We start from the raw sequence: 24,291 nt of genomic DNA, 5'->3' as shown, positions 1-24,291 counted from the left end.
ATTCGGAATGACGCTCTCTACGAGACGCTGCGCGAACGCGGACTCGCTACCGCTACGCTAACGTAATTAAGTTTTGTAATAGGGATTTAGACCGAATCTCTGAGCTTCTCTGCAATGAGTGAAGCTGAAGTGTCACACTGAAACCCCCTGTTGACTTTTTAACATCAATGTCAGGAGTCATAATTATGCAACGACAATCATTTTTCATCGGTTTAGGACTAACTGCTTTAACATCTATAGCTAGCTTGAGTGTTAGCATTTATCCTGGTTTTGGTCAATCAACTACTTCGGAATCTCAACCTAATAAAGTTACAGAAGCTGATTACACCAAAGCCATTGCCATTAATCCTCAAGATGCTAAAACTTACTTCAATCGTGGTGTTTTTTACTATGAACAGAAAAAATGGAAATTAGCCTTAACTGATTACACCAAAGCCATTGCCATTAATCCTCAAGATGCTGAAGCTTACTTCAATCGTGGTGTTTTTTACTATGAACAGAAAAAATGGGAATTAGCCTTAGCTGATTACAACAAAGCCATTGCCATTAATCCTCAAGATGCTAAAACTTACTTCAATCGTGGTGTTCTTTACTATGAACAGAAAAAATGGGAATTAGCCTTAGCTGATTACAACAAAGTGCTTGGCCTTAATCCTCAGTTTGCTGAAGTTTACTACAATCGTGGTCTTCTTTCCTATGACCAGGAAAAATGGGAATTAGCCTTAGCTGATTACAACAAAGCTATTGCCATTAATCCTCAAGATGCTGATGCTTACAACAATCGTGGTAATGTTTACTCTCACCAGAAAAAATGGGAATTAGCCTTAACTGATTTCACTAAAGCCATTGCCATTAATTCTCAGTTGCCTGAAGCTTACGCCAATCGTGGTGTTCTTTACCTTAACAAGGAAGACAAACAAAAAGCAGTTCCAGATTTACAGCAAGCAGCCCAACTTTTTCAAGCTGAAGGAAACACAGATGCTTATGAAAAAGTTATAAATATCTTAAAAGAGTTACAAAAATAAGTATCGGGTATTATGGGAAACTAAAAAGTAAAATACCAATAGCTAATACCCGTTTATCTATTAGCCATTTGCTCAATTTCTGTAATAATCTGCTGTACTTCTTGATATCTTGAATCTTTTCTTTCTCTCAAAATAAGAGCAGCTTCCCTGTACTTCTGTCCAGCAGCCTTTAAATCCCCTTTTCTAAGAGCCTGACAAGCTTCACCCATTAATACATCCAGTTTTTTACGCTCAGGAGAAATAGTTGAAGAATTTATGGGATTTTTCTCTGTTTGTCTATTATCTCCTGTTGATAAGGTTTCCAGTGATATTATTTCTGCGTATACGTTATCAATAGTTTCTAGCAATTCTGCTGCTTGTTTATAGTCATTTTGATTTAAATAAACTAAACTTTTTTGGAAATACAGGTTTATAGATTGCTGAAAATCTTGTAATTTTTTTTGCTGTGACTCTTCAACTAATCCCCGTTGATAATAAGCTGCTGCATATAAAGGATTAAATTTAATCGCCTGAGTAAAATCTTTGATAGCTTTTTGTTTATTTTCTTTAATCCGATTTTTCACCTCAAACGGACAGACAATTCTATAATCACCAATTCTCCTACATCCTGATAATATACCATCAGAATTTAAAGGCTGACCTTGGGCATATTTAGCATAAATTAATCCCCGTTGAAAATAGGCTTCAGCATAGTCATAATCAATCTGAATAGCACGGTTAAAGTCTAATAATGCTCCTTCATAATCTTGTTGGTTAACCTTTTCTATGCCTTTTAAAAACCAGTTGATTGCACCTGCTTGGGATTGTAAAGACGCAGAAGGAGAAGCTTCAGTCTTTGAATGAATTATTTCCCAGATAGTCAAGGTACTAATTGTCAGACTTATCAGAGTAACACTTAGTCTTAGATAGTGCATAATTAAAGAAGTCGGAAGTCGGAAGCGATGTGAGTTAAAACGAACATTACCTAATAGATAAAAGGTGTGTTACGCCGCGACAACAGACACCATAATTAATCAGTTGAGTTATCACAAAGATGACCCTCAGTTTTATCTAAATTTTGATTAGTGGTCAAATAATCATGCAACCAATTACAACCATGATGCTGTAAATCACTAATATCTAAATTCCAGATAACGATGTGATTGACACCGACTGAAGCAATTATGTTTCCATCTGGACTAAAATTAATTTCTGAGATAATATCTGAATTGCCTTTAAAGCTATTGAGTAATTTACCATCTAGACTCCAAAGATTAATTTTATCTCCACTTGCTGAAACCAATACCTGGTTATTTGGACTAAAGCTAACACTATAAACGCTTTCATCATGCTTTAAACTTCGTAATAATTTTCCCGTATCACTCTGCCAAAGTTTAACTGTATTATCAACACTAGCAGTAGCAACAAGTTTCCCATCTGGACTGAAACTGATAGCTGCAATATTATCTTGATGACCTGATAGAGTTTGCAGTAAACTACCTTGAATATTCCAGAGTTTGACTGTTTTATCTCCAGCCGTTGCTAAGGTTTTACCATCGGGGCTAAATTTAATACTTGTCAATAAATTATCATGAGTTCGCCAGCTTTTTAATAAAATTCCCTCTAAATTCCAAAGTTTAACTTGTTTGTCAATTCTCCCCATAGTTGCTAGTATTTGACCATCATGACTAAAACTTGCATCTGCAATCGGGTCAAATTGACTATTATTAATTATCTCATAACCTTGCCAACTCTTTAATAAATTTCCTGATAAATCCCAAAGTTTAATCTGATTATCTTTCCCAACAGAGACAAGACTTTTACCTCTGGGATTAAAAATCACTTTAATGATTTCTCCATTGTGTGCTTGAAAGCTTTGCAGCAAATTGCCATTGCGGTTTCGGATTGTGACAATACCTTGTTGATTACCTACTGCAATAGTTTTACTATTCGGGCTGATACTAATAGTATTGCCTGGGAAATGTGGTAAAATACCTTCTAAATGCCAAAGTTTGATTGTGCCGTCAGCACTTGCACTCGCAAGACTTCTCCCATCTGGGCTAAAACTGACTTCAGATGCTTTACCCCCATGTCCTGAAAATGTGTAGAGTGGAGAATCGTTTACCGGAGACTGGTTTTTTCCAATTCTCGAATCGCCTGAAATATTCCATAATTTTACTGTATCATCTGCACTTGCAGAAGCGATTAATTTTCCATCTGGGCTAAAACGCACATCTAAAACTTCATCACTATGACCTTCAAAAGTATCCAATAACTCACCTGCAATATTCCAAAGTTTCACAGTTTTATCTTTACTTGCAGAGGCCAGATTTGTCCCATCTGGGCTAAAGTTAACACTTAAAACTTCATCACTATGACCCTGTAAAGTTTTTATCAGTTTCCCTTCCAAAGTCCAGAGTTTAACTGTTTTATCAGCACTTGCAGTCGCAAAACTTTGTCCATCTGGGCTAAAACTTATACTCCAGATTTTTTGGCTATGGGCTTGGATTGTCTGTATCAGCTTACCTTCAATTGTCCAAAGTTTTACTTGACCCTTCTGGTTTGCTGTGGCAATTATTCTGCCATTATGACTTAAAGCAACTGCCCAAAGACCAGACTGATCTGATAATCTTAAAAAAGGTTGTTCTGCAAATAAACCAGTTTGAGAGTTATATCGCCAGCAACTGATGGTGTTGTCAAAACTGGCAGCAGCCATAATTTGACCGTCAGTGCTGAAAATCACCTGAAAAACATGATCTTTGTGTCCTTTTAAAGTTTGCAGTAACCTCCCATTTTTCTGCCAAATTTTAATCGTGCTATCTTGACTTCCTGAAGCTAAAATCTGACCATCAGGACTAAAGCTGACGCTGCTAACAGAACCTTCATGCCCTTGTAAGCTGTTATATTCTCTAATCTGATTTATAGTTGATTCGGCTGAGGTTAACAAAGTTATTTTTGTGCCAAAGTCTAAATACTTTAATTTCTGTAACTTTTCGATAACTCTCAGGGCAGAAACAAAACTTTCAACTTCATTTCCTGACTTTAATAGCACTTCAGCAGAAGAACTCAGAGATTTTAACTCACTAATTTCAGCTTGTTGTCGTTGAAAATCTGCTTGCTGCCATTGCCATAAAGCCACGCTAGTTAATAGCAGTGTTCCCACTAACCCACCAGCTAATCCCAGCAAGATTTTTTTTCTAAGCTTATTAATCTTCTCTTGTTCCCTATCCCGTAATTCCACACTCAAATTAATAAAATTTTGCTCAGGAATACTAATTTGATTTGAGCGTTGTAATAACCATTCTTCAGCATCAATTAAAGCCTTTCCCCGCCAGAATGCATCTACATCTTTACCGCTATTTTCCCATTGGCGGATTGCTGCTCTTAATTGCTCTTGCCAAAGACGGAACTCTGCATCTACTTTCATCCATTGTCTTAATCTTCGCCAGTTCTTAATTAATGTCTCATGGATGATTTCAACGGTTTCGATTTTATTGATTTCATTGCGGTTTGTCACTACTAACCGCGCATCAGCTAACCGTGTAACTAAATTCCAGTTCTCTTCTCCCACCTCCTGACGAATGGCTAAACGGCGAATGTCTGTATTGGTGTCTGTGGGTTGTACTAACTGAATGAATATCTGTTGCACCCTTTCTTTATCTGTGGGACTCAGTTGAGCATATATCGCTTCTGCATGATTTGCTAAGGCGATTTCAACACCACCAATGTCTGTGTATGCAAGATGTGTTAGCCATCCCTGCCGTTGTTTCTGCCACAACTGAGTTAAAGTAAATTCCAGTAAGGGTAAGTGACTGGGAGACTGCAATACTACATCAATCAACCGTTGAGTTAATCCTGGCTCTAACTGGACGTTGAAACTATCAGCAGGTTTTTCTATGGCGGCGGCTAATTCTTCGGTATTCATCGGACTCAAGTTTACCTGAGCATCTTGCAAAGCATTACTCAAGGGACGATAAGCTAAAGCCTCTCCAAAAAAGTCTGCGCGTAAGGTTAAAACCAATGTAAAACGCGGAATGTTCGCAACTGCATTCAGGAGATTATCTAAAAATATTTGGCGTTCTTTGATATCCTGACAAAGGGTGTAGAGTTCTTCAAATTGGTCAGCTACGAGAACTAGGTGAGATTTGGGTGAAGCTTGAGTGATAGATTCTATAACGTTTTGTAAGGTGCGTAGGTGTAGCCCGTCGTAGACATCGCTCTTTTTTAACTCCACTTCTAACTCTAATTCCGCCAAACGGGGTAGTCTACTCTCCACTCTCCCACAAAGTGCGATGCCTGCGGCGGGCATAGCCATCGCTAAAGATTCCAAGGGGTTATTACCAGGACGAAAGGATATAATTAGCCAATCATGCTTTCTATCTTGTTTTAACTCTGGAATTAACCCCGCAAATACTACTGAAGATTTACCACTCCCAGAAGCCCCAACTACTGCAACCAAATGCTTTTGTTTAACAGCAGTGACTAACTTTTGGGTGATTTCTTCTCGTCCATAGAAATAACGTGTATCTTCTTCTCTAAAAGCAGCTAATCCCTGGTAAGGACAGTTAGAAATTGCCCCCATACTTTGCCAAGTGGGAGGCATTTCTAACAAATTCTGCACAATTACAGGTAGCCAACTCGCACAGGGGTAATCTTTCTCTAAACCCTGCAATTTTTTTCGAGCTATATTAACAGATTGATAAAGAGATTGTCCGGTTGTAAACTCTTGAAAAAAGTCCTTGACAAACTGATGTGCTACCATATCAGGTACGGGTTCGCGCATCACAATCACTTCAGGAATATGTAAACTTTCTAACTCAGCCGCAATTCCTAACCCATCACAGGAGTTGAAAAAGGCTAACTGTAACCCCCCCCTCACCGCAGTTTGCAATCCATGCCTCAATTCCTCCATTGTTAAACTCTCTGTGCGGTTGAGAAATATTCTGCCTTTTGCTGACTCTGTGCGACTATGCCCAGAAAAAAAGAGAATACCCCAGCCTTGGTTATCCCAAAGATGGTGGTTGAGTTCTGCTGCTGAAGGTTCAACTAAAACAATTATTTCAGCTTTTTGACAGTATTCTTTGAGGACTTCCTCATCTTCAGCAACGTTAATTCCTTCACTATTACCTAAAATAATTAAAATGCGGATATTCGAGCGTTCGCTTCTGTTGAAACGCTCCGATGAAAGAGAACTGAAAGCTACTTCTGCATGAGGATAAGACTCAAATAAATCCCATAAATGCCAAGGTAGCTTCCGTAATTGATGTTCAGTAGTACGAATAATCACTCGCACTTCATCACCAGGAGTTAGTTGTGTTAAGCATTGCTCTTTAATCAGCCGAAATGAATCTGCTTGCAACCAAGTAATAAAACTTTGCTTAATAATTTCTGCTTGATGGTGGCATTCTTGTTTTACAGATTGAAATCTAACATGAGTAATTTGCCCTTTTTTCGCTTTAATCCGGTGTCCATCCAGACTGCGATAGCTTTTAGACCAGTCTTGATAAATCTCTGGTAGAGTGGGAAGGGGAGGTAATTTTAATTCGTTGTCACTTAGCTCAACATTGGGGATTGAACCATCTTCGCCAATTGACAAACCAACCCGAAACCCCTGATCGAAGTTACCATCTAGCTTCAGGACAACTAACTTTTTTATCATCTTACCACTTCTACAGCGAAACCAAAGCCCTATTTTTCAATCGCTTTGCGTGTCAATATCTTACGCGATTGGCAGGAATTGTTACGAAACTTTACGGAATTAAGGTGCGATCGCTTTATAATTCGAGATCACATTTTATTCCATGTAAATAGCGATCGCGCTACCATTCTCAAATTCTCCCATACATCCCATTGCATCTGATTGGAAACCACATCGCATAGATACATTCAAATAATCACCAATAGAATGACCTCTTTGCCAAGCAATTTGACGAACGTGAAAATCTTCACCATCTGCTAGATTAGCAAGTTGGGTAGGGCTAAGGATGAGGATCAAGCAATAGCGTCTGGAGCATAGTTTGATATTGGCACTAGCATCATTGAAAGCTCCCATAACTGTATAGTCGCAAGTATATTTTTCACCCTCAATAGCAATGGTACAAGTTGATGGATAAATGGTTTCCCGCGCTGCAAAATTAACGGCAGGTATTGCTAATGTCGGGTTAGCATTGAGACTTAACAGACCAACAGACGTTAATAAAGATGCTACTATTTTTTTCAACATAATTCTTCCCCGTAAAAGTCTGGATGATGGGTGATGCAACCTTGTTGATTGCTTCTATTTCTGTTTCTGTACCCATTCAGTGTTTTTACGCAGGTGGGGAAGATAGTTACAAAAGTTTACTTTTGGGAATTCTGAGTCCTGACTCCTGAATTCTGTTTCGATAAGGCTTTCACCCTGATTGAGGTTTAATTACCGTAAAGGGATTGGTAGAGCCTTAAAAGTTTTCTTAAGCAAAGCTTCCACCAGATCAAGTAAAAGTCCAGCTATTAGCCGTTTGCAGTGTATTTAAACTTGAAATTCTCTTGTTTGCTGTAAGTCCCTATAAACTACCTTGACTTGAAACTTTTCTGCCAATTCAGCAGTAAACTCTAATTGAATCCAGTTATCTTCATCTCTAGATGTGACTTCTAAAACTGTTGCTCCTGATTCATCGCTAATACTTAATTTTACTCCTTCAGGTAAAACATTTTGTCCTACTGGATATACTTGGGTTAAAATATCAACTTCACCCTCAGCCTCAGCTTCAGAAGTAATTTTTACCACTAATGCAACAGAAATTCTCTCCAGTTCCGCCTCAAAATCAATTTTTTGACCTCTCGTCATGCTGACAGCATTCTTAAAAGCTAATCCCAATTGTTGAGGATTTAATAAATGCTCAAGAGTCTGCCAACCTGCATCTACTGCTCCATCTAACCATTGTCCAATTTTCACCAAGCTTGATGAGGCTTCTGTTTTTGGAGATTTAGCAACTTCTAATTCACTAAGATAAAGCAAAAAATCTGACAAAGATTGCAACTGACTGAGAGAAATTTCAGCCGCCACTTGGGGTGTAAATCCTAAAATTGTTGCTTCTTTCAACGCCGAATTTAATTGCACAGCTACATAACCAACTCTATCTGACCAAACTTCCGGGGGAATTTTGCATACTTCTGCTTTTGGTAAAACCGGACGGCATTCTAACTTCCCTATATTTTTGACTTCTAAATCAGCTACATCCATTAATTTTACGGCTAAATTATTGTGGCTATCACTTGCTTTCCAATCCGTTGCAAATCCCATACACTGTAAATAATTATCTACAGCATATACAGCCAAAGTATTTAGATAAACCTGTTTCTGTTTCACAATGTTTGAGATACCTTGACTATATTCTTGAGCAATGGTATGGGCTTCAATAGATAAAGAAATGCTAAAGATTAGTTGATTAGTGATGCTAGTCATCAGAAATTATCTCCAGTTTGAATAGTAAGTTTATTTACCTTATATATATTTCTTTAGATAACCAATAATTTTTTGCATTCGACGTTGATAAAAACTAGAAGCTGTTGAAATTGGGATACCTAATTCTTCGGAAATTTCTTGCCATTGCCTACCTTCTAATACTAGTAGTAAGATTGTTTTTAAAGTAGCTTGAGGATTTCCTTTCACATATTCATTAGTCAAAAAATTCTCTGGGTCACTCTCGATAATCTCCTTGATCTGCTGTTCTGAGGAGATATCCTTAGTTACGGGTAAATCTCTATTAATTTCATCTAACGATAATATACTTTTGTGATTTTTAGGAAGCATTGTTATTCCCTTTTTTCTCTCTTTTTTAACCACATCATAAAATCGACTCTTAAAAATTTGATTAACCCATGCCATTACAGGATATTGTGGATTATATTGTTCAATTTTTTGACAAATTTCTAGAAATGTACGCTGCAATGCTTCATCATAATAGTATTCATAGTCAGGTAATCTTAACCATTTAGTTTGCTTGCTTAATCTTCCATAAGACCTAATATTATTGATCAGCTCGTTTAAAGCTATTCGTCGTTTTGCTCGATCACCTGGATTTTCACTCTCAGCCGGATATCGCTTTGCTTGCTCAATTAGCTGCTGTAGTTCCTGGTTGAGAACGTCGTCTCTCCCTGGAAAATCATTTGTCATCTAACGCTCCGATCGCTTCAATGGCTAGTATCTATTGTGCTTATCTTCCCCTGCCTTCAAGTTTTACGCAAAAAGTTCCCTTCGTTATAAAAGTTTATATTTAGCCGAAAGCGAAACTTCGTCTCCTGTGGCATCATTTCTCTAATCTAAACGGGAGCAACTATTACACCAGTCACCAGCAATGCCTGAAATCGATACCATATATTTGCTTTATCCTGTCAATGCGTAAGTCCTACAGTTATTACTGCTACCAAATTATTACCAGCAAAAGAAGAGATTGACTGCAAGCCAAAACTGATGCCGAGGTTGGGAAAGCAAAACACCCTTGGTGGCGCGATCGCTTTCCGCTTCGTTGGTAGTTGGGGCAATGACAGACGTAAGAAGTGCGATGGCGCAGAGCGCCCACCGGATACTGGATACTGTTGGCGAAACATTTCTTAACATTTAAAGAGGGATGTATACGGTGTATTACATGGAAAGAAGCGATAGGCTTTACCATGTAATACATGAATAAGGACAATAAAAGGATGAAAAGGAGAAGGAAAGACAATTTATCAATAAACTAGAAGAAATATCTGTGGAGACAAGTATATGTGCTTACATCCGGAAGAAATTCCTCCAGTACCAGAAGAAACAGCGCGTGTAGCTAATGCAGCATTCCCCAAAGGTAATATGTATATGTGTCTGCGCGACGAGATGGGAATTTTCTTTCAGGATCAAGACTTTGCATCTGTGTATCCACAAAAAGGACAGCCAGGACAAGCACCTTGGCGATTAGCGATGTTACTGATAATGCAATTCGTAGAAAACCTGTCTGATAGACAAGCAGCGCAGGCAGTACGAGCAAGAATTGATTGGAAATATACTTTATCGTTAGAATTAACAGACCCAGGCTTTGATTTGAGTGTTTTAAGTGAATTCCGCGACCGACTAATCTGTGGGGGTATCGAGCAGCAAATACTAGATAAAATGCTCACAAGATTTCAAGACATGAAACTGCTTTCAGCAAGGGGAAAACAACGCACCGACTCTACCCATGTTGTGGCAGCAGTCAGAGCGTCGAACCGATTAGAACATTTAGGTGAAACCCTACGTTATGCACTTAATGCGGTGGCAGAAATTGACCCAAGTTGGCTAAAATTCATCGCTCCTACTGAGTGGTATGACCGATATACAAAACGTTTTGAAGAATATCGACTGCCAAAAACCGCACCAGAGAGAGAAGCATTGGCTACTCTAATGGGGGCTGATGGCTTTCGTTTACTTGATGCCATCTATACAGAAACATCTCCACAGTTTCTCAGAAAGCTACCAGCAATAGAAGTCCTACGTCAAGTTTGGTTACAACAATATCATGCGCCCACGGATAAAATTGAGTTACGCAATGAACAAGATGGTCCACCTTCATCTGTGAGAATTTGGTCGGCTTATGATTTAGATGCACGTAATAGCACTAAACGCGCTACTAACTGGACAGGGTATAAAGTGCATCTGACAGAAAGTTGTGATGAAGATGGACCACAAATCATCACTCATGTAGTCACAACTACCGCTACTAGTCCAGACCAAACAGTGATACCCTCAATCCATCAAGCTCTGGCAGAGAAAGAACTTTTACCTGAGCAACATTTAGTAGATCAAGGATACACTAGTGGACAGTTGCTTTCTCATTCCCAACAGGACTATGACATTGATCTGTTGGGTCCAGTACCTGTTGATGTCGGATGGCAATCAAAAGCAGGTTTGGGATTTGATTTATCCCATTTTCAAATCAACTGGACCCAAGAAACTGCCTATTGTCCTCAAGGCAAGAGCAGTAGCCGTTGGAAACAAACTCAAAACGCTGATGGCAACCCAATAATTCGTGTTAGCTTTCGTGCCACAGATTGTTTAGTTTGTCCTGTGCGCTCCCAGTGTACTCGTGCAAAAACTCAGGCACGAGGCTTAACTTTACAAGTGCAATCTGATTACGAAGCTCTCCAGAAAGCTAGAGAGCGGCAAAAAACTAAACAGTTTCAACAACAGTATGCACTGCGCTCCGGCATTGAAGGAACTATCTCTCAAGGAGTCCGAGCATTTGAACTGCGCGATTCTCGTTACATTGGGCTAGCGAAAACTCATCTACAGCATATTCTCACAGCTGCTGCTATTAATCTAAGTCGAGTTTTCGCGTGGTTGGAGAAGATACCAAGGGCTAAAACTCGCTCCTCACACTTTGCAAGACTGACAGCATCTACTGCGTGCTAGAAAATATCGGTTTAGCCTGTCGCTAAAACATCAATAAAATTTCCGTCTTCTACCGTGTATTACATGGAAAGATATTGTCCTTTTGAGTTAAACTTACGATGTAATACATGGTTAAGTTTATGTGGAAACGGGATATTCAGGGAAAGTTTGCACTTAAGAATGATGATTATCGTCAAGTACGTTCTTTGCGACTAACTGATGATACCTGGAAAGCACTTGGTATTGTGTCTGAATGCTCAGGCAAAACCCGTGCTGATTATTTAGAACAGGTTGTTAGGCATCAAGTTTTACCAAATATTACACGGGATAATTCAGATTTTTTAACTTCTACCTCATCAGAACACGAAACTCAACCAAGTATTACACGGAACAACGAGTCTCGTTACACACTCAGATTTTCTGAACTAGAAATTTTACGTGACCGTGTTTTGTCTGAACTGAAGTTGGGTAAGCAAGCCTCTGGGTATAAAACTGCTCAAAAGGCTCTTAATCGTTTCATCACTGAACTAACTAGCTAATATACTGTTTCCTGAATTCGCCAACAGTATCCCGAGGTGATCGCTCTTAAAATGGCGCTTGAGTCATTGCACAAAAACTTATCTAAAATAGGGACAAAAAGGGAACTTTACGCTAGCACTATAAAGCATTCAGTCCCCGATTAGTCAATTTTTTGAGCGATCGCTCGCTGGTGAAGGGGATTTAAGCAACAGATAGCGTTGCCGAGTACCTTGAGAAACAATAGATTCACAGCTAATGCAATGGTGTAGAGTTTTTAGATTGACCGCAGATTCCAAATTCTTTCGCCCTACCAATACATTCCCGTTACAAATCAAAATCAAGGCTGAATGTTTCTCCATCAGAATCTTCTTCTTCCTCCTCTGCAAATGGAGTTGAACTCCTTGAGGGGACTTTGTTATCTTCAGTATTAGTCGGCGTGAAAGCCACTTGTTGTGTCGGAAATGCACCCTTTCTGAAAGCAAAATAGCAATCGATGATAAAGTAAAGCGTCTCCAGGTAACTCTTGCCTAGTTGCTGTGATTCGGCAAATATCCGCTCTCGGTAGCTATCTTTAATCCGAACTTTTTCTGGGGTTAAGTCAAGTTTGTCTGCCATTGCGATCACTTAAGAGATGTAGATGCTGGATTCTTGCTGCTGATGGTCTTTGCCATCTCTAAAAGCCCAAAGACATTGGCTTCTACCGGATTGTCCAGGATTTTAAAGCCGTTTTTCTCCAACAGCTTTTTAAATCCTGGTAAGAGGCAGCCTCCACCAATCGCCCAGATTTCATCCCCTTGGTGCTTGGCATCCAATGTGAGATTCACCACTTTCTTCAAGTATTTTTCATACCAATCTTTTAAAGAAGCACTGTATATATCTTTGATATCGATGTCACGGCTGTACCTGGTATGCCCCATTTCCAGACAAAATCGGATTTTGGAGGCATCCCCGATTTTTCCGCCATTCAAATGTTTCATTTTTTGGGAAATATCATCGATGAGAACTTCTACACCAATGGGGTAAGCGGTGTGAACTTCTCGTTGACCCCGGTTGTAACGAGAATACAGGGTTGTTCCATTGCCAAAGTCTAAAATGGTTAATTTTTTTGGTAGTGGATGCCCAAACAATGCACCCATACCCTCTAGTACAACTTTCAGCACTTCTACTTTTACTTCTGATTGCTTGCCAGCAAGTAAAGGCTTATATTCTCCATTGAGTACTTTTTGTAGTTCTGATGCCAGAGCAACATCATGTAAACTGACGACTAATTTTAAGTGCCAAGCCTTACGATGTGGGAGATGTGCCAATGCACCCAATAAAGTCAATAATGCGTTGTTGACTTTATTTTCATTATTGTCTGTGTTGCGGTCAAAATAATTCCCTGTCCGGTAAGCAGACTCGCCAACGGTGTAAGCAGTACCATTAAAAACTACGCGCCCTGGCACATCTTCCATTTCTGCATTGGTTATATAGCTGGGGACACGAACTACTTCAAAGCCATCGACTAAAAGTTTTAGACTTCCGTAACCGTTGTCAAAGCCAGCAGGAAAAATTTTTTGCAAGGTGTGAATGTTTGACATAGGCTTCAAGTAATACACTTTGAGAAAGTGAAAGTTATCTGTTCAGATGATTTGGAGAAGCAGAGGTAGAGAAGAATAAAATAACTACCCCTTTTTCCTCCAGACTCAAGAGTTTATCATAACCCCTTGGGGGCTAAGTGGGGTACAAAATGTTAACCAGTCAAATATACCCCACTTAGCACCTATATGAACCCTACATAGGGGTCAAAATGTCACCAAAATCTTAGACTATTGTTGGGGTATATATAGCCCCCATATAGCCCCCAAGAGTCATTTTGGAAATCTTTTTATCAACGCAGCAGAAATTAAATCTTATAGATCATCGTTGACTGTTTGATTTATACTCTACTGTCAAGGTCTAAATTAGCTTTACGCAAGATGGCAAGCTTTGGCTCTGATACACTTGGAATTTACCTACGAGAAATTGGTCGCATTGATCGGCTATTACCGGAGCAAGAGATTCTCTATGCAAGAGAAGTAAAGTCTATGCTGGCACTTGATAAGCATTACAATCTTCTTAGACAACGGCTAAAGCGTTCTGCAACTAGGGCTGAACTGGCTGCCGAGGTGAATAAAACAGAAGCAGAATTAACCCAAATCAAAAAGCTTGGTCAACTGGCTAAACATTTAATGATTACCGCCAACCTCCGGTTAGTGGTTGCTGTAGCTAAAAAATATCGTTGGAGTAATCTGGAATTTCTAGATATTATTCAAGAGGGAGCAATAGGTTTACAGAAAGCCGTAGAAAAGTTTGACCCGAATCGGGGCTACAAATTCTCTACTTATGCATACTGGTGGATTCGACAAGCTATTACTAGAGCCGTTGCAGAACAATCCCACACTATTCGCCTACCCCATGACTTGACCAAAAGATTGATGCAAATCAAAAAAGCACACATTGAACTTTTTCAAACCTTGGGAAGAACACCCACTATTATAGAAATCGCTGAAGCTGTTGACGCATCACCTAAACAAGTTTCCGAATGCCTAAATGCATTTCGCCCGCTAGTTTCTTTAGAGCTAGGAATTGGCGAGGAGCAAGAAAACCAACTCCAAGAGATATTACCCGACGAAAGAATCTCCGCACAAGAGTATGTTGCTCTAGAATGTCTCCGGTCAGATTTACAGGATTTATTAGCTACCTTGAAACCAAATCAACGCCAAGTCTTAATGTTACAGTTTGGATTAGAGGGCGAGGACAAGCTGACTGCAAAACAAGTTGCACAAAAACTCAATCTGAGTCATTCCAAGGTACGTTCTGCTCATGGACAAGGAATGAAAGCTTTAAGACGTGAGCAAGACAAAATTAAAGATTATTTGGCTAGTTGAAAACTTTTTATCTCCAAGGAGAAGGAATCGCTGTTGCCCTTAAGAACTTCTCCCGTACTCAGCCTAATCGCCGTTTGCTCACAGTCGGGGCACTTAACCTTGATTTGGATGATTGAAGGTCGCCCGTTATATTCTCCAACTACAGTTTCATTACACAATAATCGTGCTGAATTAAGTAGCTAGAACAATAAATGGCGCAGCAACGCAACATTAACTATATTACTGAGACGCATGAGACTACACAGGTAATTGATACTTTTTTGTCCCTTGTGGCTATCGCTCGGAAGTTAAGGATTAAGTTACTAGCTCAAATGACTCTAGATAAGGCTCCTATTAATCTGCTCGACTATTCCTACTAGACAGAGCAATGGACTCCCCTAGATTCTTGAAATAATATCTTGCATCTTTATTAAGCAAGATTAAGCAAGGGTTTTAATAATTCCCCAACAGAAATCATGAGTAAAATATTTTCTTATTTATAGTCAACACTTAAGATGTACTATGACCCTAAATATACTCTTCGTTAAAATTTACGTCTAGCAAGGAGAACAATACTAAAGCCGACTTCCTTGATTTCACTTATTTAAAAATAAAAATACTAATGGCGAATAACGTTATTCGCTTCTGATAGTCCCTTATATAAATCTCAGAGACTAACAGTAAATCACCGTTTATTCTCAGTAAGAACTATGACTCGAAGAATTATCGCACTGTTCAACCAAGCCGGAGGTGTAGGAAAAAGCACTCTTACTATGAATCTTGGTTATCATTTAGTACAACGAAATAATAAAGTATTACTTGTTGATATGGACCCACAAGGGTCATTGACGATGTTCATGGGTCTAGAGGCATCAGAGTTAGAGGATACAGTTTACAATGCAGTTGTCGATGGTGATGCCTTACCTATCAGCAAAAACATTCACGGTATGGATCTTGCACCATCCAATATTGACTTGAGTGGTGCTGAACTGGGACTGGTTATGGCTGATATGCGAGATTTTAAGCTGAAGCAAGCCTTAGAACCAGTAGTAAATAATTATGACTTTATTTTGATAGACTGTCCACCTAGTCTAGGAATATTAAGCTATATTAGCTTAGTTGCAGCTACTCATGTCCTGATTCCTATTCAGACACATAACAAAGCACTTCGAGGAACAGAGCTACTATTTCAAACACTTGCTCGTGTTCAAAGGGGAGCAAACCAACAGCTTAAGGTTGCTGGCATCATTCCTACTATGTATGATGGCCGCACCGCACAAGGTAATAGAAGCCTTGATTCCGTCCGTCAATTAGGAGCGCAAATCCCTGTTTACGAAACTATTCCTATTGCTATAGCTTTTGCGGATGCCTCTGAAAAACACATGCCTTTGGCACTTTATAGTTCAAGCCATCCAACAGTAAAAGTTTTAGAAAAAATTGCTAAAAGTCTGGATACTTTACAATGACTAATAACAAAAGCTCTGAGCCTGCCTATAAAGTCAAGGGTGTTGATTTACTATTTTTACAAAAAAATGAAACACCGCTAGAATCAGTTTTATTATCAGCTATTCATCTCCCCTCAAAACAACCTAGACGCTACTTTGATCTTGAGGCAATGGAAGCACTCACAGCATCAATTAGACAAAAAGGGGTGTTACAACCACTTCTTGTTCGTCCCAAGGGGCAAAATCAATATGAACTCGTTGCAGGTGAACGACGTTATCGCGCTGCCAAAGAAGCTAGGTTGGAAACAGTTCCAGTTATCATAAAGGATTTTTCCGACGAAGAAACTTTTGAAATCGCTCTTGTGGAAAATCTCCAACGAGAGGATTTAAACCCTCTTGAGGAAACAGAAGGTATTTTAGACTTATTATCCTTAAAACTTAATCAATCGAGAGAAGCAGTTATCTCACTGTTCCACGTAGTTTCTCACCCGGAGCGGGAGTCGGCGAATAACGTTATTCACAGTGATGAATGGAAGGTAGTTTTAGAAGCTTTTAACATCATAGGAAAATTTACTCCTAACAGTTTTCGTACTAATCGCTTACCATTACTCAATCTTCCAAAAGATATTTTGGAATATCTTCACCAAGGAAAAATAGAATATACAAAAGCAAGAGAAATAGCCCGAATTAAAGACGAGAGCCAGCGAGAAGAACTGTTAACAATAGCAATTACTGAAAAGTTATCTTTGAATCAAATTAAGGAGCGTATTGCCAGTATAAAGACAGCCGTTACTAAAACAAAGTCTGAAAAAAGTGCATTATACCAAAACCGTCTCAAGGCGATATCTGTAAAAGCTAAAAAGACCAAAGTATGGGATGATTCCAAAAAGACACAGAAGTTTGACAAGCTTCTTGCAGAAATAGAAAAGCTTCTTACAGAAGAATAGCCAACAAGACTACATGAGTATTAGTATCTTGATCTCGATGACACTAATGCTGAGGGGGCATTTTAGTATTTATGTACTATGATTGAACTGAATCCCAGTACTATAATAGTCTGCGGCATCGGATCATAAGCAATGTCCACTCCTCCTAATCTTTCCCCTCAACAAGTAAGCGCCTTTCCTCAACACGAAACAATCACCGGAGTCGTAGAACGTTTAACTTTTTACTCTGCTGAATCGGGTTACACAGTGGCAAGGCTGACCCGCCCCCGTAGCACCGAACTCACAACAATCGTCGGCAGCTTTGCTAACATCCAGCCAGGTCAAACTCTACAGCTAACTGGTTTCTGGCGTGACCATCCTCAGTTTGGGTCACAGTTCCAGGTAGTTAATTATCGAGAAACCAAACCAGCCACTCTCACAGGAATTGAGAAATATTTGGGAAGTGGTTTAATCAAAGGAGTTGGCCCAGTCACAGCCAAGCGTATCGTCGCTCACTTCGGTTTAGAAACGCTCGACATCATCGAAAACCAGATTGAACGACTGATTGAAGTCCAGGGTATTGCCAAAAAGCGGATCACTCTCATCAAAAATGCTTGGTCAACTCAGAAAGCTATCAAAGAAGTCATGGTGTTTCTTCAAAGCCACGGCGTTTCAACCACTTATGCAGTCAAGATTTACAAACAATACCAAGACAAAGCGATCGCTACAGTAACCCATAACCCCTACCAGCTAGCAGCCGATATCTATGGGATCGGTTTTCTGACTGCTGATAAAATTGCCCGTAACTTGGGAGTTGCACCTGATAGCGAATTCAGATATTGTGCTGGACTTGTCCACGCTTTGAGTGAAGCTGCTGAAGATGGACATTGTTACTTACCACAGGCAGAACTAATTGAGTCAGTGATTAAACTGTTGACTACTGAGGAACATCAGCCAACAGAAGATGCAATGGCTCAAACTATCAAAGACATGGCTCTGAAAGATGAGCTAATTAGAGAGAAAATTCCAGACCAAACCCTGCTGTGCTACAAACCAACTTACTTTCATACTGAACAAAACCTAGCACAACTGATATCTGGGCGCTTGAGCCAGCCCATTGCACAAGATATTCCCCGTGTCCGTGCCTGGATTGAGCGCTTCACGGCTAGTCACAAAATTCAGCTTTCAGAGCAACAACAGCAAGCGGTCGAGATAGCAGCTTACTCCAGGATGATGATTTTAACTGGTGGCCCTGGCGTAGGAAAAACTTTCACCACCCATACCATAGTTAGTTTATGGAAAGCGATGGGGAAATCTATTGCAATGGCAGCACCAACTGGACGGGCTGCTCAACGCTTGGGTGAGATGACTGGACTTGAAGCAAAAACTATACACCGATTGTTAGAATTTGACCCCAGGACAAGGGGATTTAAATGCGACAGTGAAAACCCTTTGCCCCATACAGCAATTATCGTTGATGAAGCATCGATGCTTGATTTATTTCTGGCTTACTCTTTAGTTAAAGCAGTATTAGCTGGTGCTTTACTGTTATTGGTAGGTGATATTGACCAGTTGCCGTCAGTAGGGCCAGGTCAAATATTGGCTGACCTGATCAATTCGGGGCGAGTTCCTGTGGTGCGTTTAACTCAGGTATTTCGCCAAGCCCAAACAAGTGCAATTATCACTGCTGCCCACCAAATTAATAGAGGAATTTACCCAACAATAGAGCCAATAAGAGATAATCCTGTGTCTGATTGTCTGTGGCACGGCGGCGGTCATCAGCCGGAACATGGAGTACAAGCAATCTGTGAACTCATCACTGATTTCATCCCTCGGTTAGGTTTTAATCCAGCTACCAATGTCCAAGTGCTTTGCCCGATGACACGGGGAGTTGTGGGTACTCGCAACCTGAACACAGTATTGCAGCAGTTGATTAATCCGCCCAGCCCCGACAAGGTGGAGATTAACAGGGGTGGCAATTTATTTCGTGAGGGCGATCGCATCATCCAGCTAACCAACGATTACAACCGCGAAGTTTTCAACGGCGACTTAGGAATTATCCAAAACATTGATAGTGTCGAGCAGGAAGTTACAGTGCAATATGGTGAGCGGACTGTGGTTTACGATTACGCTGACCTCAATGAAATTGCGCTAGCGTGGTGCGTGACTATTCATAAAAGCCAGGGGTCAGAGTATCCGGTGGTGATTCTGCCAATCTATATGCAGCACTACATGATGTTAACCCGGAACCTGTTTTACACTGGGCTGACCCGTGCCAAGAAATTAGCGATCGTTGTAGGAGCAAAAAAAGCGATATCTCTGGCGGTGCGCTCTACTGATGACCAACGGCGGTACACACGGTTACTTCAGGCAGGACTGAATTGCTAAAAATAAAAAAGTTTATTGAATTATACTTTTAAATCCCCTGGTTAAAAAAGCCGAAAAGTTTGTATGTCCAGCCTCAGTTCCGACATGGTTCGCATCTATTTGCAAGAAATTAGAGATTAAGGTCAAATGTTTAGGAACTTTGCCTTTAAAACCTGTATTGATTAGGGGAATTGAATTGGCTACAGCGAGTGAAGCCTTTAAATTATATTCCGGATCAGACTGATGTAAGGGAGTGAATATATAAAGAAGAGGATTATATTCCCAGATGATTAACCAAATTACCGCCTTAGAATCCTGTTGGCATATTTCTCCTGAGTGGGGTAAGACCATGCCTCCATTAGCAGTGGAAATGTTAGAAAAAGTTTTGTTGCCAATCTTAGACTTGTCAGGTTATTGCTGTGGTGTTGAGTGGTCAGGACAAGAATGGATTTATGCAATTGTTTGCCAGAATGAAACTCTCTACTTAGCTGAACAAGAATTTCATACAACAAATGTACTAAAAAAGTCCACTGCTTCTACTCCAGCTTTTAGATTGGGGGACATAGTTGAGGTTGATTTCGGTGAACGGCCGACACGCCGTATTATTCAAGGAATTTTTAGTCTCAAAGAGAATTGGCTTTATGGGGTAGAGTGGCGCTCCCCAACTTTAGAAGAAGTGTCTGCCCAAAGCAGAACAATATGGCTTGCTGATGTTGATTTAGTTAATGTTAGTGTATAACTATTGTCATTTGATATTGAAGAATAAGGCTATAGGTTACTATCACCCGATCCTCTTGGTTTTGAGTGAGTTTAAGATGTCGTCACTACCCAGGGAATTTTCCATTGGTTGAGCCACATCTTCAGCATTTTCTACGAGTTGGGGTTCTGCTGCATCTGAAAGTTGCGATACTACAATAGTAAATGTTTCCGCTTTTACCTCGTTTTTCGTTGCCATTAATCCTGACTGAAAAAATCTTTCTGAGTGTATAGTTTGATTGACCTTGTTACTTAGTATGGCTTCTAGGGAATAACATTAGCCACGACGAAACAGAGTTTCGAGATAAACTTGGGAAACACCGCGATCTCCATCAGCATTTTGCAGCAGAAACAGGGAGATGGCTGCGGTAATAAGGCGATGTTCATCCCAATCAGGATGTTTTTCTAAGTAGGTATTGAGAGATTGATGTAGCGTTTCGGGAAGAGTAGTAAAGATATTTTGGGTTGAGTTCGTGGAAAGTCTGTGGAATCTGCCAGGAAAAGTAGAGTTAATGATAAGAATTGCAAAAAGTTCAGATTTGTAATCTCTGCCGTTGCAGTATGACATCAGCCTCAGTATTACCGAAGGAGCTAATCATGAGAGGATGGGTAAATGATCCACATTCAGGAGGGGTAAAAATCCCGGAACAGGTCAAACAGAGAACAAAGCAACGGATATTAGCTTATGCAGAGCAACATTATGCAGGAAAATACATACGTATTGAAGTCCGTTTTAAGGGATATTTCTGTTACATAGATGCTTATAAAGAACCATTTTTACCAGACAGTTATGACCTATCAATGTTTAAAATAACACGCTCTGAATATATAGAGAGAGCCAAGAATACACCAATTCATCTGTGTCGATTGCGGTACAAAGGGAATGAAGAGAAATGGACAAAGGCTTTTTATACTTATAGTAATGAAAAATACGAACCTAGCTTATTTAATAATGGTACTTTTTATGGAACACCAGAAGAAGCATTTCAGAGTTCAGCATTGTATTTAGATTAATCAAATTTTGACAGCTTTCATGATTTTTGAGATAGAAATATAAAATTGTTTGGCTAATAAAAAAAAGTAACAATATCTATCAATATGTCTGAATCTTATACGTTTCAACCTTTACCGCTAATTAATCCTAGCTTGGATATTAGTGAGAATCACTACTGGAATTACCATAATATCGAGGAACTAATTAGTTGTAAAAAGCCTTTGACGGCATCTCTTGATGAAGATTTATTTATTGCTGTGCATCAAATGTGTGAACTTGCTTTTCACCAAATGATTATTGATATGGAACGAGTTTTGAAGACTTTAGTACAAGCACTACAAGATGCAACTGATCCGATCATTGGCAATACGGCAGAGGTATGCTATTTCTTTCGTCGCATCCTGCGTCTTTACGAAGTTGTAAATACAACGATGCCGATTCTGGGGACAATGCGTGCTTTTGCGGAGTTCAGAACTAGTATTGGGCCTACTAGCGGGTTTCAGTCTTTTCAGTTCCGTCATCTAGAAATTATGAGTGGGGTTTGTAAATACTGGGATGGTGGTACTAAAAATGCTGAGGGGAAATTGCATATTGCTGAGATCGAGTTTAATCAACGCTATGGTGAACAGGTAGCACAATGGTTTGAATTATATCGTCAGCACAACCTTACTTACTATTATCAAATCCTGATTAACCGCGCGGCTGGTAATTCTCAGGCAGAATGTCTAGTCAATTTACAAACTAATACAAATGCTAGTGCAATTCTTCAGTGCTTTAGCGGTTATGATAATTTGCAAAGGCGATTTCATAAATCTCATCTAGGGTTGGCAATTACACAACTAAAAATAGTTGGTGCTGATGTTGGTACTGGTGGTACATCCTTTAGAGATTATCTAGCTAAATACGAACGGGAAGAAGCGCCTCTGTTTCCAGGTTTAGAAGATATTCTCTAATTGCATCAGAGTGTTAGTTATTTGTGAAAAACATGGAATTTTTGAGGTTGCGAGATGTAGGATAATATGTCTGGACGCTAAATAATCATCGAATGATAAATTTGCAATTTCCTAATGATTGGCAGAAAGTACTAGCTGAAGAATTTAAACAACCTTACTTTACTAAACTTCAATATTTTCTAGTAAGTGAAAGGTTATCTTATACTATCTATCCAGCTAAAGAAGAGACATTTTCTGCTTTTGAACTGACACCTTACGACCAAGTAAAAGTCGTATTGCTGGGACGAGATCCATATCACAATGAAAACCAAGCACATGGTTTATGTTTTTCAGTAAGACCAGGGGTAAAACCACCTCCATCACTTGGCAACATATTTAAAGAACTTAAACAAGATATTGGATTTGAAACCCCAAACAATGGCTATCTTGTAACATGGGCTAAACAAGGTATATTAATGTTAAATACAGTACTAAGTGTCAGAGCAGGCATGGCAAATTCCCATAAAAATAAGGGTTGGGAAACTTTTATAGATGTGGTAATTAGTAAAATTAGCCAGAAACCTGCACCTGTGATCTTTGTGCTGTGGGGTAAGGATGCACAAAAGAAATTAAAGCTGATAGATACTAACAAAAATATCATAATTCAATCAGCACATCCTTCACCACTTTCTGCTCACAATGGTTTTTTTGGCAGCAAGCCCTTTTCAGCTATTAATTCTGCATTAATTTCTTATGGACAATCAGAAATTAATTGGCAAATACCAAATATTTAAAAATTAAATACTTTATTAAAGATAAAGAAAACTATGAGCGAGTACCAGTATTACGAATTCCAGGCATTAGACCGACCATTAACTGCATCAGAACAAGCATATATAAGTAGTTTATCTAGTCGGGTACAACTGAGTGCAACAAACGCAATTTTTACCTACAGCTATGGAGACTTTCGAGGTGAACCCAAGGAAGTTCTAGAAAAGTGTTTCGACATCATGTTATACATGGCGAATTGGGGAACGCGACAATTAATGTTTCGTTTCCCTAAAACAGTGGTTGCTCCATCAGTTTTTGAACCTTATTGTTTACCTGATAAAATTACTGTATCAAGTAGCAAAAATTATGTAATTGTAGATATCAGTATCCAGGATGAAGGATATGGAGATTGGATAGAACCAGAGGGATGGCTAGCGAAGTTAGTGCAATTGCGTGATGATATTTTGCAAGGAGATTACCAAGTTTTCTATCTGGCTTGGTTAAAAGCAGCTTCAATAGCAATTGAAGAAGGGGAAGATGAAGAAGATTTAGTTGAACCACCTGTCCCAGCCAACTTGAAAAAGCTACCTGATGCGATTGGGACTTTTATAGAGTTATTTGATATTGACCAGGATTTAATTGCATCGGCATCTCAAGTGAGTATTGATAAAAAAGAAAATACTGAACCCATAAAAGAGTGGATTACAGCTTTGTCATCAGAGGAAAAAGACTATTTTCTTTTGAAATTGGCAACAGGTGAAATTAATGTTGGAATACAACTTATAAACCGACTGCGCGAACTATTTAAAATTCCCAAAAGTGATAGCAATTATGATACTCACAGACGCTCATTCTCCCAGTTACTAGAAAATGCTAATGAGCAAATGCAACAGCGTCAGCAACCAGAAAAATTAGCAGCACAACAGGAAAAAATCCGCAAGTTAGAAGTTCTAGCTAAAAATCAACATAAAGTATGGTCAGATATATATAAGTTACTTGAATTCAAGCAATCCAAAACTTATGACCAAGCAGTTGCACATCTAGTTGACTTACGGAAATTGGCTGAATATCAAGGAAAGCTAGAGGAGTTCAAAGCTTCTATTAAGCAGATGCAAAAAAATTATAGCACCCGGACTGGATTGCTATCGCGCCTGAAAAAAGTTGGATTATTGTAAATTCTCTAAGTGTACAATTTTTCTTTTCTGACACGGTGCTGCCGATTACCAAGAAGGGGGGAAAAGGAAAGGGGGAAAGGGCAATATACAAAGAACTTTTTACATTCATGGTATGAAGCCCACTTCGGCTACG

22 protein-coding genes are annotated in these 24,291 nt (G+C 39.4%); 12 read left to right on the top strand and 10 right to left on the bottom strand.

What is annotated here, in order from left to right:
* Window positions 1-185 precede the first annotated feature (185 nt).
* A complete protein-coding gene (locus tag ACYTXL_RS16445; RefSeq protein WP_461925673.1) occupies window positions 186-1,025 on the top strand; it encodes a tetratricopeptide repeat protein in 840 nt (279 codons plus the stop codon).
* A 53-nt stretch (window positions 1,026-1,078) separates the two neighbouring features.
* Here ACYTXL_RS16445 and ACYTXL_RS16440 read toward each other — a convergent pair whose 3' ends face one another.
* From ACYTXL_RS16440 to ACYTXL_RS16415, 6 genes are all read right to left on the bottom strand, one after another.
* On the bottom strand, window positions 1,079-1,888 hold the full coding sequence (locus ACYTXL_RS16440; protein ID WP_461925672.1) for a tetratricopeptide repeat protein: 810 nt from the start codon (window positions 1,886-1,888) through the stop codon (window positions 1,079-1,081).
* Between the two features lie 146 nt (window positions 1,889-2,034).
* Window positions 2,035-6,663 (bottom strand): nSTAND1 domain-containing NTPase, encoded by a 4,629-nt coding sequence (locus ACYTXL_RS16435; protein ID WP_461925671.1) that lies wholly within the window; start codon window positions 6,661-6,663, stop codon window positions 2,035-2,037.
* A gap of 135 nt (window positions 6,664-6,798) precedes the next feature.
* Window positions 6,799-7,227, bottom strand: a complete 429-nt coding sequence (locus tag ACYTXL_RS16430) for a hypothetical protein (RefSeq protein ID WP_461925670.1) — start codon at window positions 7,225-7,227, stop codon at window positions 6,799-6,801.
* Window positions 7,228-7,512: 285 nt separating this feature from the next.
* Entirely contained in the window at window positions 7,513-8,448 is a 936-nt protein-coding gene (locus ACYTXL_RS16425) for a DUF1822 family protein (RefSeq protein WP_461925669.1), read from the bottom strand.
* 39 nt (window positions 8,449-8,487) lie between these two features.
* Window positions 8,488-9,159, bottom strand: a complete 672-nt coding sequence (locus ACYTXL_RS16420) for a sigma-70 family RNA polymerase sigma factor (protein ID WP_461925668.1) — start codon at window positions 9,157-9,159, stop codon at window positions 8,488-8,490.
* A gap of 218 nt (window positions 9,160-9,377) precedes the next feature.
* Complete coding sequence (locus ACYTXL_RS16415; RefSeq protein WP_461925667.1) at window positions 9,378-9,593, bottom strand: hypothetical protein; 216 nt, start codon at window positions 9,591-9,593, stop codon at window positions 9,378-9,380.
* Between the two features lie 157 nt (window positions 9,594-9,750).
* Here ACYTXL_RS16415 and ACYTXL_RS16410 point away from each other — a divergent pair, with 157 nt between their 5' ends.
* Window positions 9,751-11,406, top strand: a complete 1,656-nt coding sequence (locus ACYTXL_RS16410) for an IS1182 family transposase (RefSeq protein ID WP_461925666.1) — start codon at window positions 9,751-9,753, stop codon at window positions 11,404-11,406.
* A gap of 119 nt (window positions 11,407-11,525) precedes the next feature.
* Window positions 11,526-11,924, top strand: coding sequence for a hypothetical protein (locus ACYTXL_RS16405; protein WP_461925681.1), 399 nt, complete (start codon window positions 11,526-11,528; stop codon window positions 11,922-11,924).
* 304 nt (window positions 11,925-12,228) lie between these two features.
* Here the strand turns inward: ACYTXL_RS16405 and ACYTXL_RS16400 are convergent, their stop codons facing one another.
* Together ACYTXL_RS16400 and ACYTXL_RS16395 are read right to left on the bottom strand one after the other, a co-directional pair.
* Complete coding sequence (locus tag ACYTXL_RS16400; protein ID WP_461925665.1) at window positions 12,229-12,519, bottom strand: hypothetical protein; 291 nt, start codon at window positions 12,517-12,519, stop codon at window positions 12,229-12,231.
* A gap of 5 nt (window positions 12,520-12,524) precedes the next feature.
* On the bottom strand, window positions 12,525-13,484 hold the full coding sequence (locus ACYTXL_RS16395) for a ParM/StbA family protein (protein ID WP_461925664.1): 960 nt from the start codon (window positions 13,482-13,484) through the stop codon (window positions 12,525-12,527).
* Window positions 13,485-13,862: 378 nt separating this feature from the next.
* Here ACYTXL_RS16395 and ACYTXL_RS16390 point away from each other — a divergent pair, with 378 nt between their 5' ends.
* The 5 genes from ACYTXL_RS16390 (at window position 13,863) to ACYTXL_RS16370 (ending at window position 20,269) form a co-directional block, all read left to right on the top strand.
* On the top strand, window positions 13,863-14,813 hold the full coding sequence (locus ACYTXL_RS16390; RefSeq protein ID WP_461925663.1) for a sigma-70 family RNA polymerase sigma factor: 951 nt from the start codon (window positions 13,863-13,865) through the stop codon (window positions 14,811-14,813).
* A gap of 689 nt (window positions 14,814-15,502) precedes the next feature.
* Window positions 15,503-16,258, top strand: a complete 756-nt coding sequence (locus tag ACYTXL_RS16385; RefSeq protein ID WP_375492394.1) for a ParA family protein — start codon at window positions 15,503-15,505, stop codon at window positions 16,256-16,258.
* Window positions 16,255-17,184 carry a ParB/RepB/Spo0J family partition protein gene (locus ACYTXL_RS16380; RefSeq protein ID WP_228676564.1) on the top strand — a complete coding sequence of 310 codons (930 nt, stop codon included), beginning with the start codon at window positions 16,255-16,257 and terminating at the stop codon, window positions 17,182-17,184. Before ACYTXL_RS16385 ends, ACYTXL_RS16380 begins: the two co-directional genes overlap by 4 nt.
* Before the next feature lie 132 nt (window positions 17,185-17,316).
* Complete coding sequence (recD2, locus tag ACYTXL_RS16375; protein ID WP_461925662.1) at window positions 17,317-19,551, top strand: SF1B family DNA helicase RecD2; 2,235 nt, start codon at window positions 17,317-17,319, stop codon at window positions 19,549-19,551.
* Between the two features lie 265 nt (window positions 19,552-19,816).
* A complete protein-coding gene (locus ACYTXL_RS16370) occupies window positions 19,817-20,269 on the top strand; it encodes a DUF1392 domain-containing protein (RefSeq protein WP_461925661.1) in 453 nt (150 codons plus the stop codon).
* 42 nt (window positions 20,270-20,311) lie between these two features.
* On the opposite strand, the gene ACYTXL_RS16365 is transcribed toward ACYTXL_RS16370, so the two are convergent.
* A complete protein-coding gene (locus ACYTXL_RS16365) occupies window positions 20,312-20,485 on the bottom strand; it encodes a hypothetical protein (protein ID WP_461925660.1) in 174 nt (57 codons plus the stop codon).
* Window positions 20,486-20,563: 78 nt separating this feature from the next.
* Complete coding sequence (locus ACYTXL_RS16360; protein WP_461925659.1) at window positions 20,564-20,854, bottom strand: DUF2811 domain-containing protein; 291 nt, start codon at window positions 20,852-20,854, stop codon at window positions 20,564-20,566.
* On the opposite strand from ACYTXL_RS16360, the gene ACYTXL_RS16355 reads away from it, so the two are divergent.
* The 4 genes from ACYTXL_RS16355 (at window position 20,848) to ACYTXL_RS16340 (ending at window position 24,158) form a co-directional block, all read left to right on the top strand.
* Window positions 20,848-21,300 carry a hypothetical protein gene (locus tag ACYTXL_RS16355; protein ID WP_230967494.1) on the top strand — a complete coding sequence of 151 codons (453 nt, stop codon included), beginning with the start codon at window positions 20,848-20,850 and terminating at the stop codon, window positions 21,298-21,300. The two genes, ACYTXL_RS16360 and ACYTXL_RS16355, sit on opposite strands and share 7 nt — an antisense overlap.
* A gap of 84 nt (window positions 21,301-21,384) precedes the next feature.
* Window positions 21,385-22,233 (top strand): tryptophan 2,3-dioxygenase family protein, encoded by an 849-nt coding sequence (locus ACYTXL_RS16350; RefSeq protein WP_461925658.1) that lies wholly within the window; start codon window positions 21,385-21,387, stop codon window positions 22,231-22,233.
* A gap of 92 nt (window positions 22,234-22,325) precedes the next feature.
* A complete protein-coding gene (locus ACYTXL_RS16345; RefSeq protein ID WP_461925657.1) occupies window positions 22,326-23,006 on the top strand; it encodes a uracil-DNA glycosylase in 681 nt (226 codons plus the stop codon).
* Between the two features lie 33 nt (window positions 23,007-23,039).
* Window positions 23,040-24,158, top strand: coding sequence for a hypothetical protein (locus tag ACYTXL_RS16340; protein ID WP_461925656.1), 1,119 nt, complete (start codon window positions 23,040-23,042; stop codon window positions 24,156-24,158).
* The last annotated feature ends 133 nt before the right edge of the window (window positions 24,159-24,291 follow it).

The organism is Nostoc sp. (assembly GCF_054880495.1).
This window is presented reverse-complemented; position numbering and strand designations above follow the sequence as displayed.

What these genes read in the sequence shown, in the direction of transcription:
- ACYTXL_RS16445 (WP_461925673.1), top strand. Translation starts at nt 186, where the DNA reads ATGCAACGACAATCATTTTTCATCGGTTTAGGACTAACTGCTTTAACA.
- ACYTXL_RS16435 (WP_461925671.1), bottom strand. Translation starts at nt 6,663, where the DNA reads ATGATAAAAAAGTTAGTTGTCCTGAAGCTAGATGGTAACTTCGATCAG.
- ACYTXL_RS16430 (WP_461925670.1), bottom strand. Translation starts at nt 7,227, where the DNA reads ATGTTGAAAAAAATAGTAGCATCTTTATTAACGTCTGTTGGTCTGTTA.
- ACYTXL_RS16425 (WP_461925669.1), bottom strand. Translation starts at nt 8,448, where the DNA reads ATGACTAGCATCACTAATCAACTAATCTTTAGCATTTCTTTATCTATT.
- ACYTXL_RS16420 (WP_461925668.1), bottom strand. Translation starts at nt 9,159, where the DNA reads ATGACAAATGATTTTCCAGGGAGAGACGACGTTCTCAACCAGGAACTA.
- ACYTXL_RS16415 (WP_461925667.1), bottom strand. Translation starts at nt 9,593, where the DNA reads ATGTTTCGCCAACAGTATCCAGTATCCGGTGGGCGCTCTGCGCCATCG.
- ACYTXL_RS16410 (WP_461925666.1), top strand. Translation starts at nt 9,751, where the DNA reads ATGTGCTTACATCCGGAAGAAATTCCTCCAGTACCAGAAGAAACAGCG.
- ACYTXL_RS16405 (WP_461925681.1), top strand. Translation starts at nt 11,526, where the DNA reads ATGTGGAAACGGGATATTCAGGGAAAGTTTGCACTTAAGAATGATGAT.
- ACYTXL_RS16400 (WP_461925665.1), bottom strand. Translation starts at nt 12,519, where the DNA reads ATGGCAGACAAACTTGACTTAACCCCAGAAAAAGTTCGGATTAAAGAT.
- ACYTXL_RS16395 (WP_461925664.1), bottom strand. Translation starts at nt 13,484, where the DNA reads ATGTCAAACATTCACACCTTGCAAAAAATTTTTCCTGCTGGCTTTGAC.
- ACYTXL_RS16390 (WP_461925663.1), top strand. Translation starts at nt 13,863, where the DNA reads ATGGCAAGCTTTGGCTCTGATACACTTGGAATTTACCTACGAGAAATT.
- ACYTXL_RS16385 (WP_375492394.1), top strand. Translation starts at nt 15,503, where the DNA reads ATGACTCGAAGAATTATCGCACTGTTCAACCAAGCCGGAGGTGTAGGA.
- ACYTXL_RS16380 (WP_228676564.1), top strand. Translation starts at nt 16,255, where the DNA reads ATGACTAATAACAAAAGCTCTGAGCCTGCCTATAAAGTCAAGGGTGTT.
- recD2 (WP_461925662.1), top strand. Translation starts at nt 17,317, where the DNA reads ATGTCCACTCCTCCTAATCTTTCCCCTCAACAAGTAAGCGCCTTTCCT.
- ACYTXL_RS16370 (WP_461925661.1), top strand. Translation starts at nt 19,817, where the DNA reads ATGATTAACCAAATTACCGCCTTAGAATCCTGTTGGCATATTTCTCCT.
- ACYTXL_RS16365 (WP_461925660.1), bottom strand. Translation starts at nt 20,485, where the DNA reads ATGGCAACGAAAAACGAGGTAAAAGCGGAAACATTTACTATTGTAGTA.
- ACYTXL_RS16355 (WP_230967494.1), top strand. Translation starts at nt 20,848, where the DNA reads ATGACATCAGCCTCAGTATTACCGAAGGAGCTAATCATGAGAGGATGG.
- ACYTXL_RS16360 (WP_461925659.1), bottom strand. Translation starts at nt 20,854, where the DNA reads ATGTCATACTGCAACGGCAGAGATTACAAATCTGAACTTTTTGCAATT.
- ACYTXL_RS16350 (WP_461925658.1), top strand. Translation starts at nt 21,385, where the DNA reads ATGTCTGAATCTTATACGTTTCAACCTTTACCGCTAATTAATCCTAGC.
- ACYTXL_RS16345 (WP_461925657.1), top strand. Translation starts at nt 22,326, where the DNA reads ATGATAAATTTGCAATTTCCTAATGATTGGCAGAAAGTACTAGCTGAA.
- ACYTXL_RS16340 (WP_461925656.1), top strand. Translation starts at nt 23,040, where the DNA reads ATGAGCGAGTACCAGTATTACGAATTCCAGGCATTAGACCGACCATTA.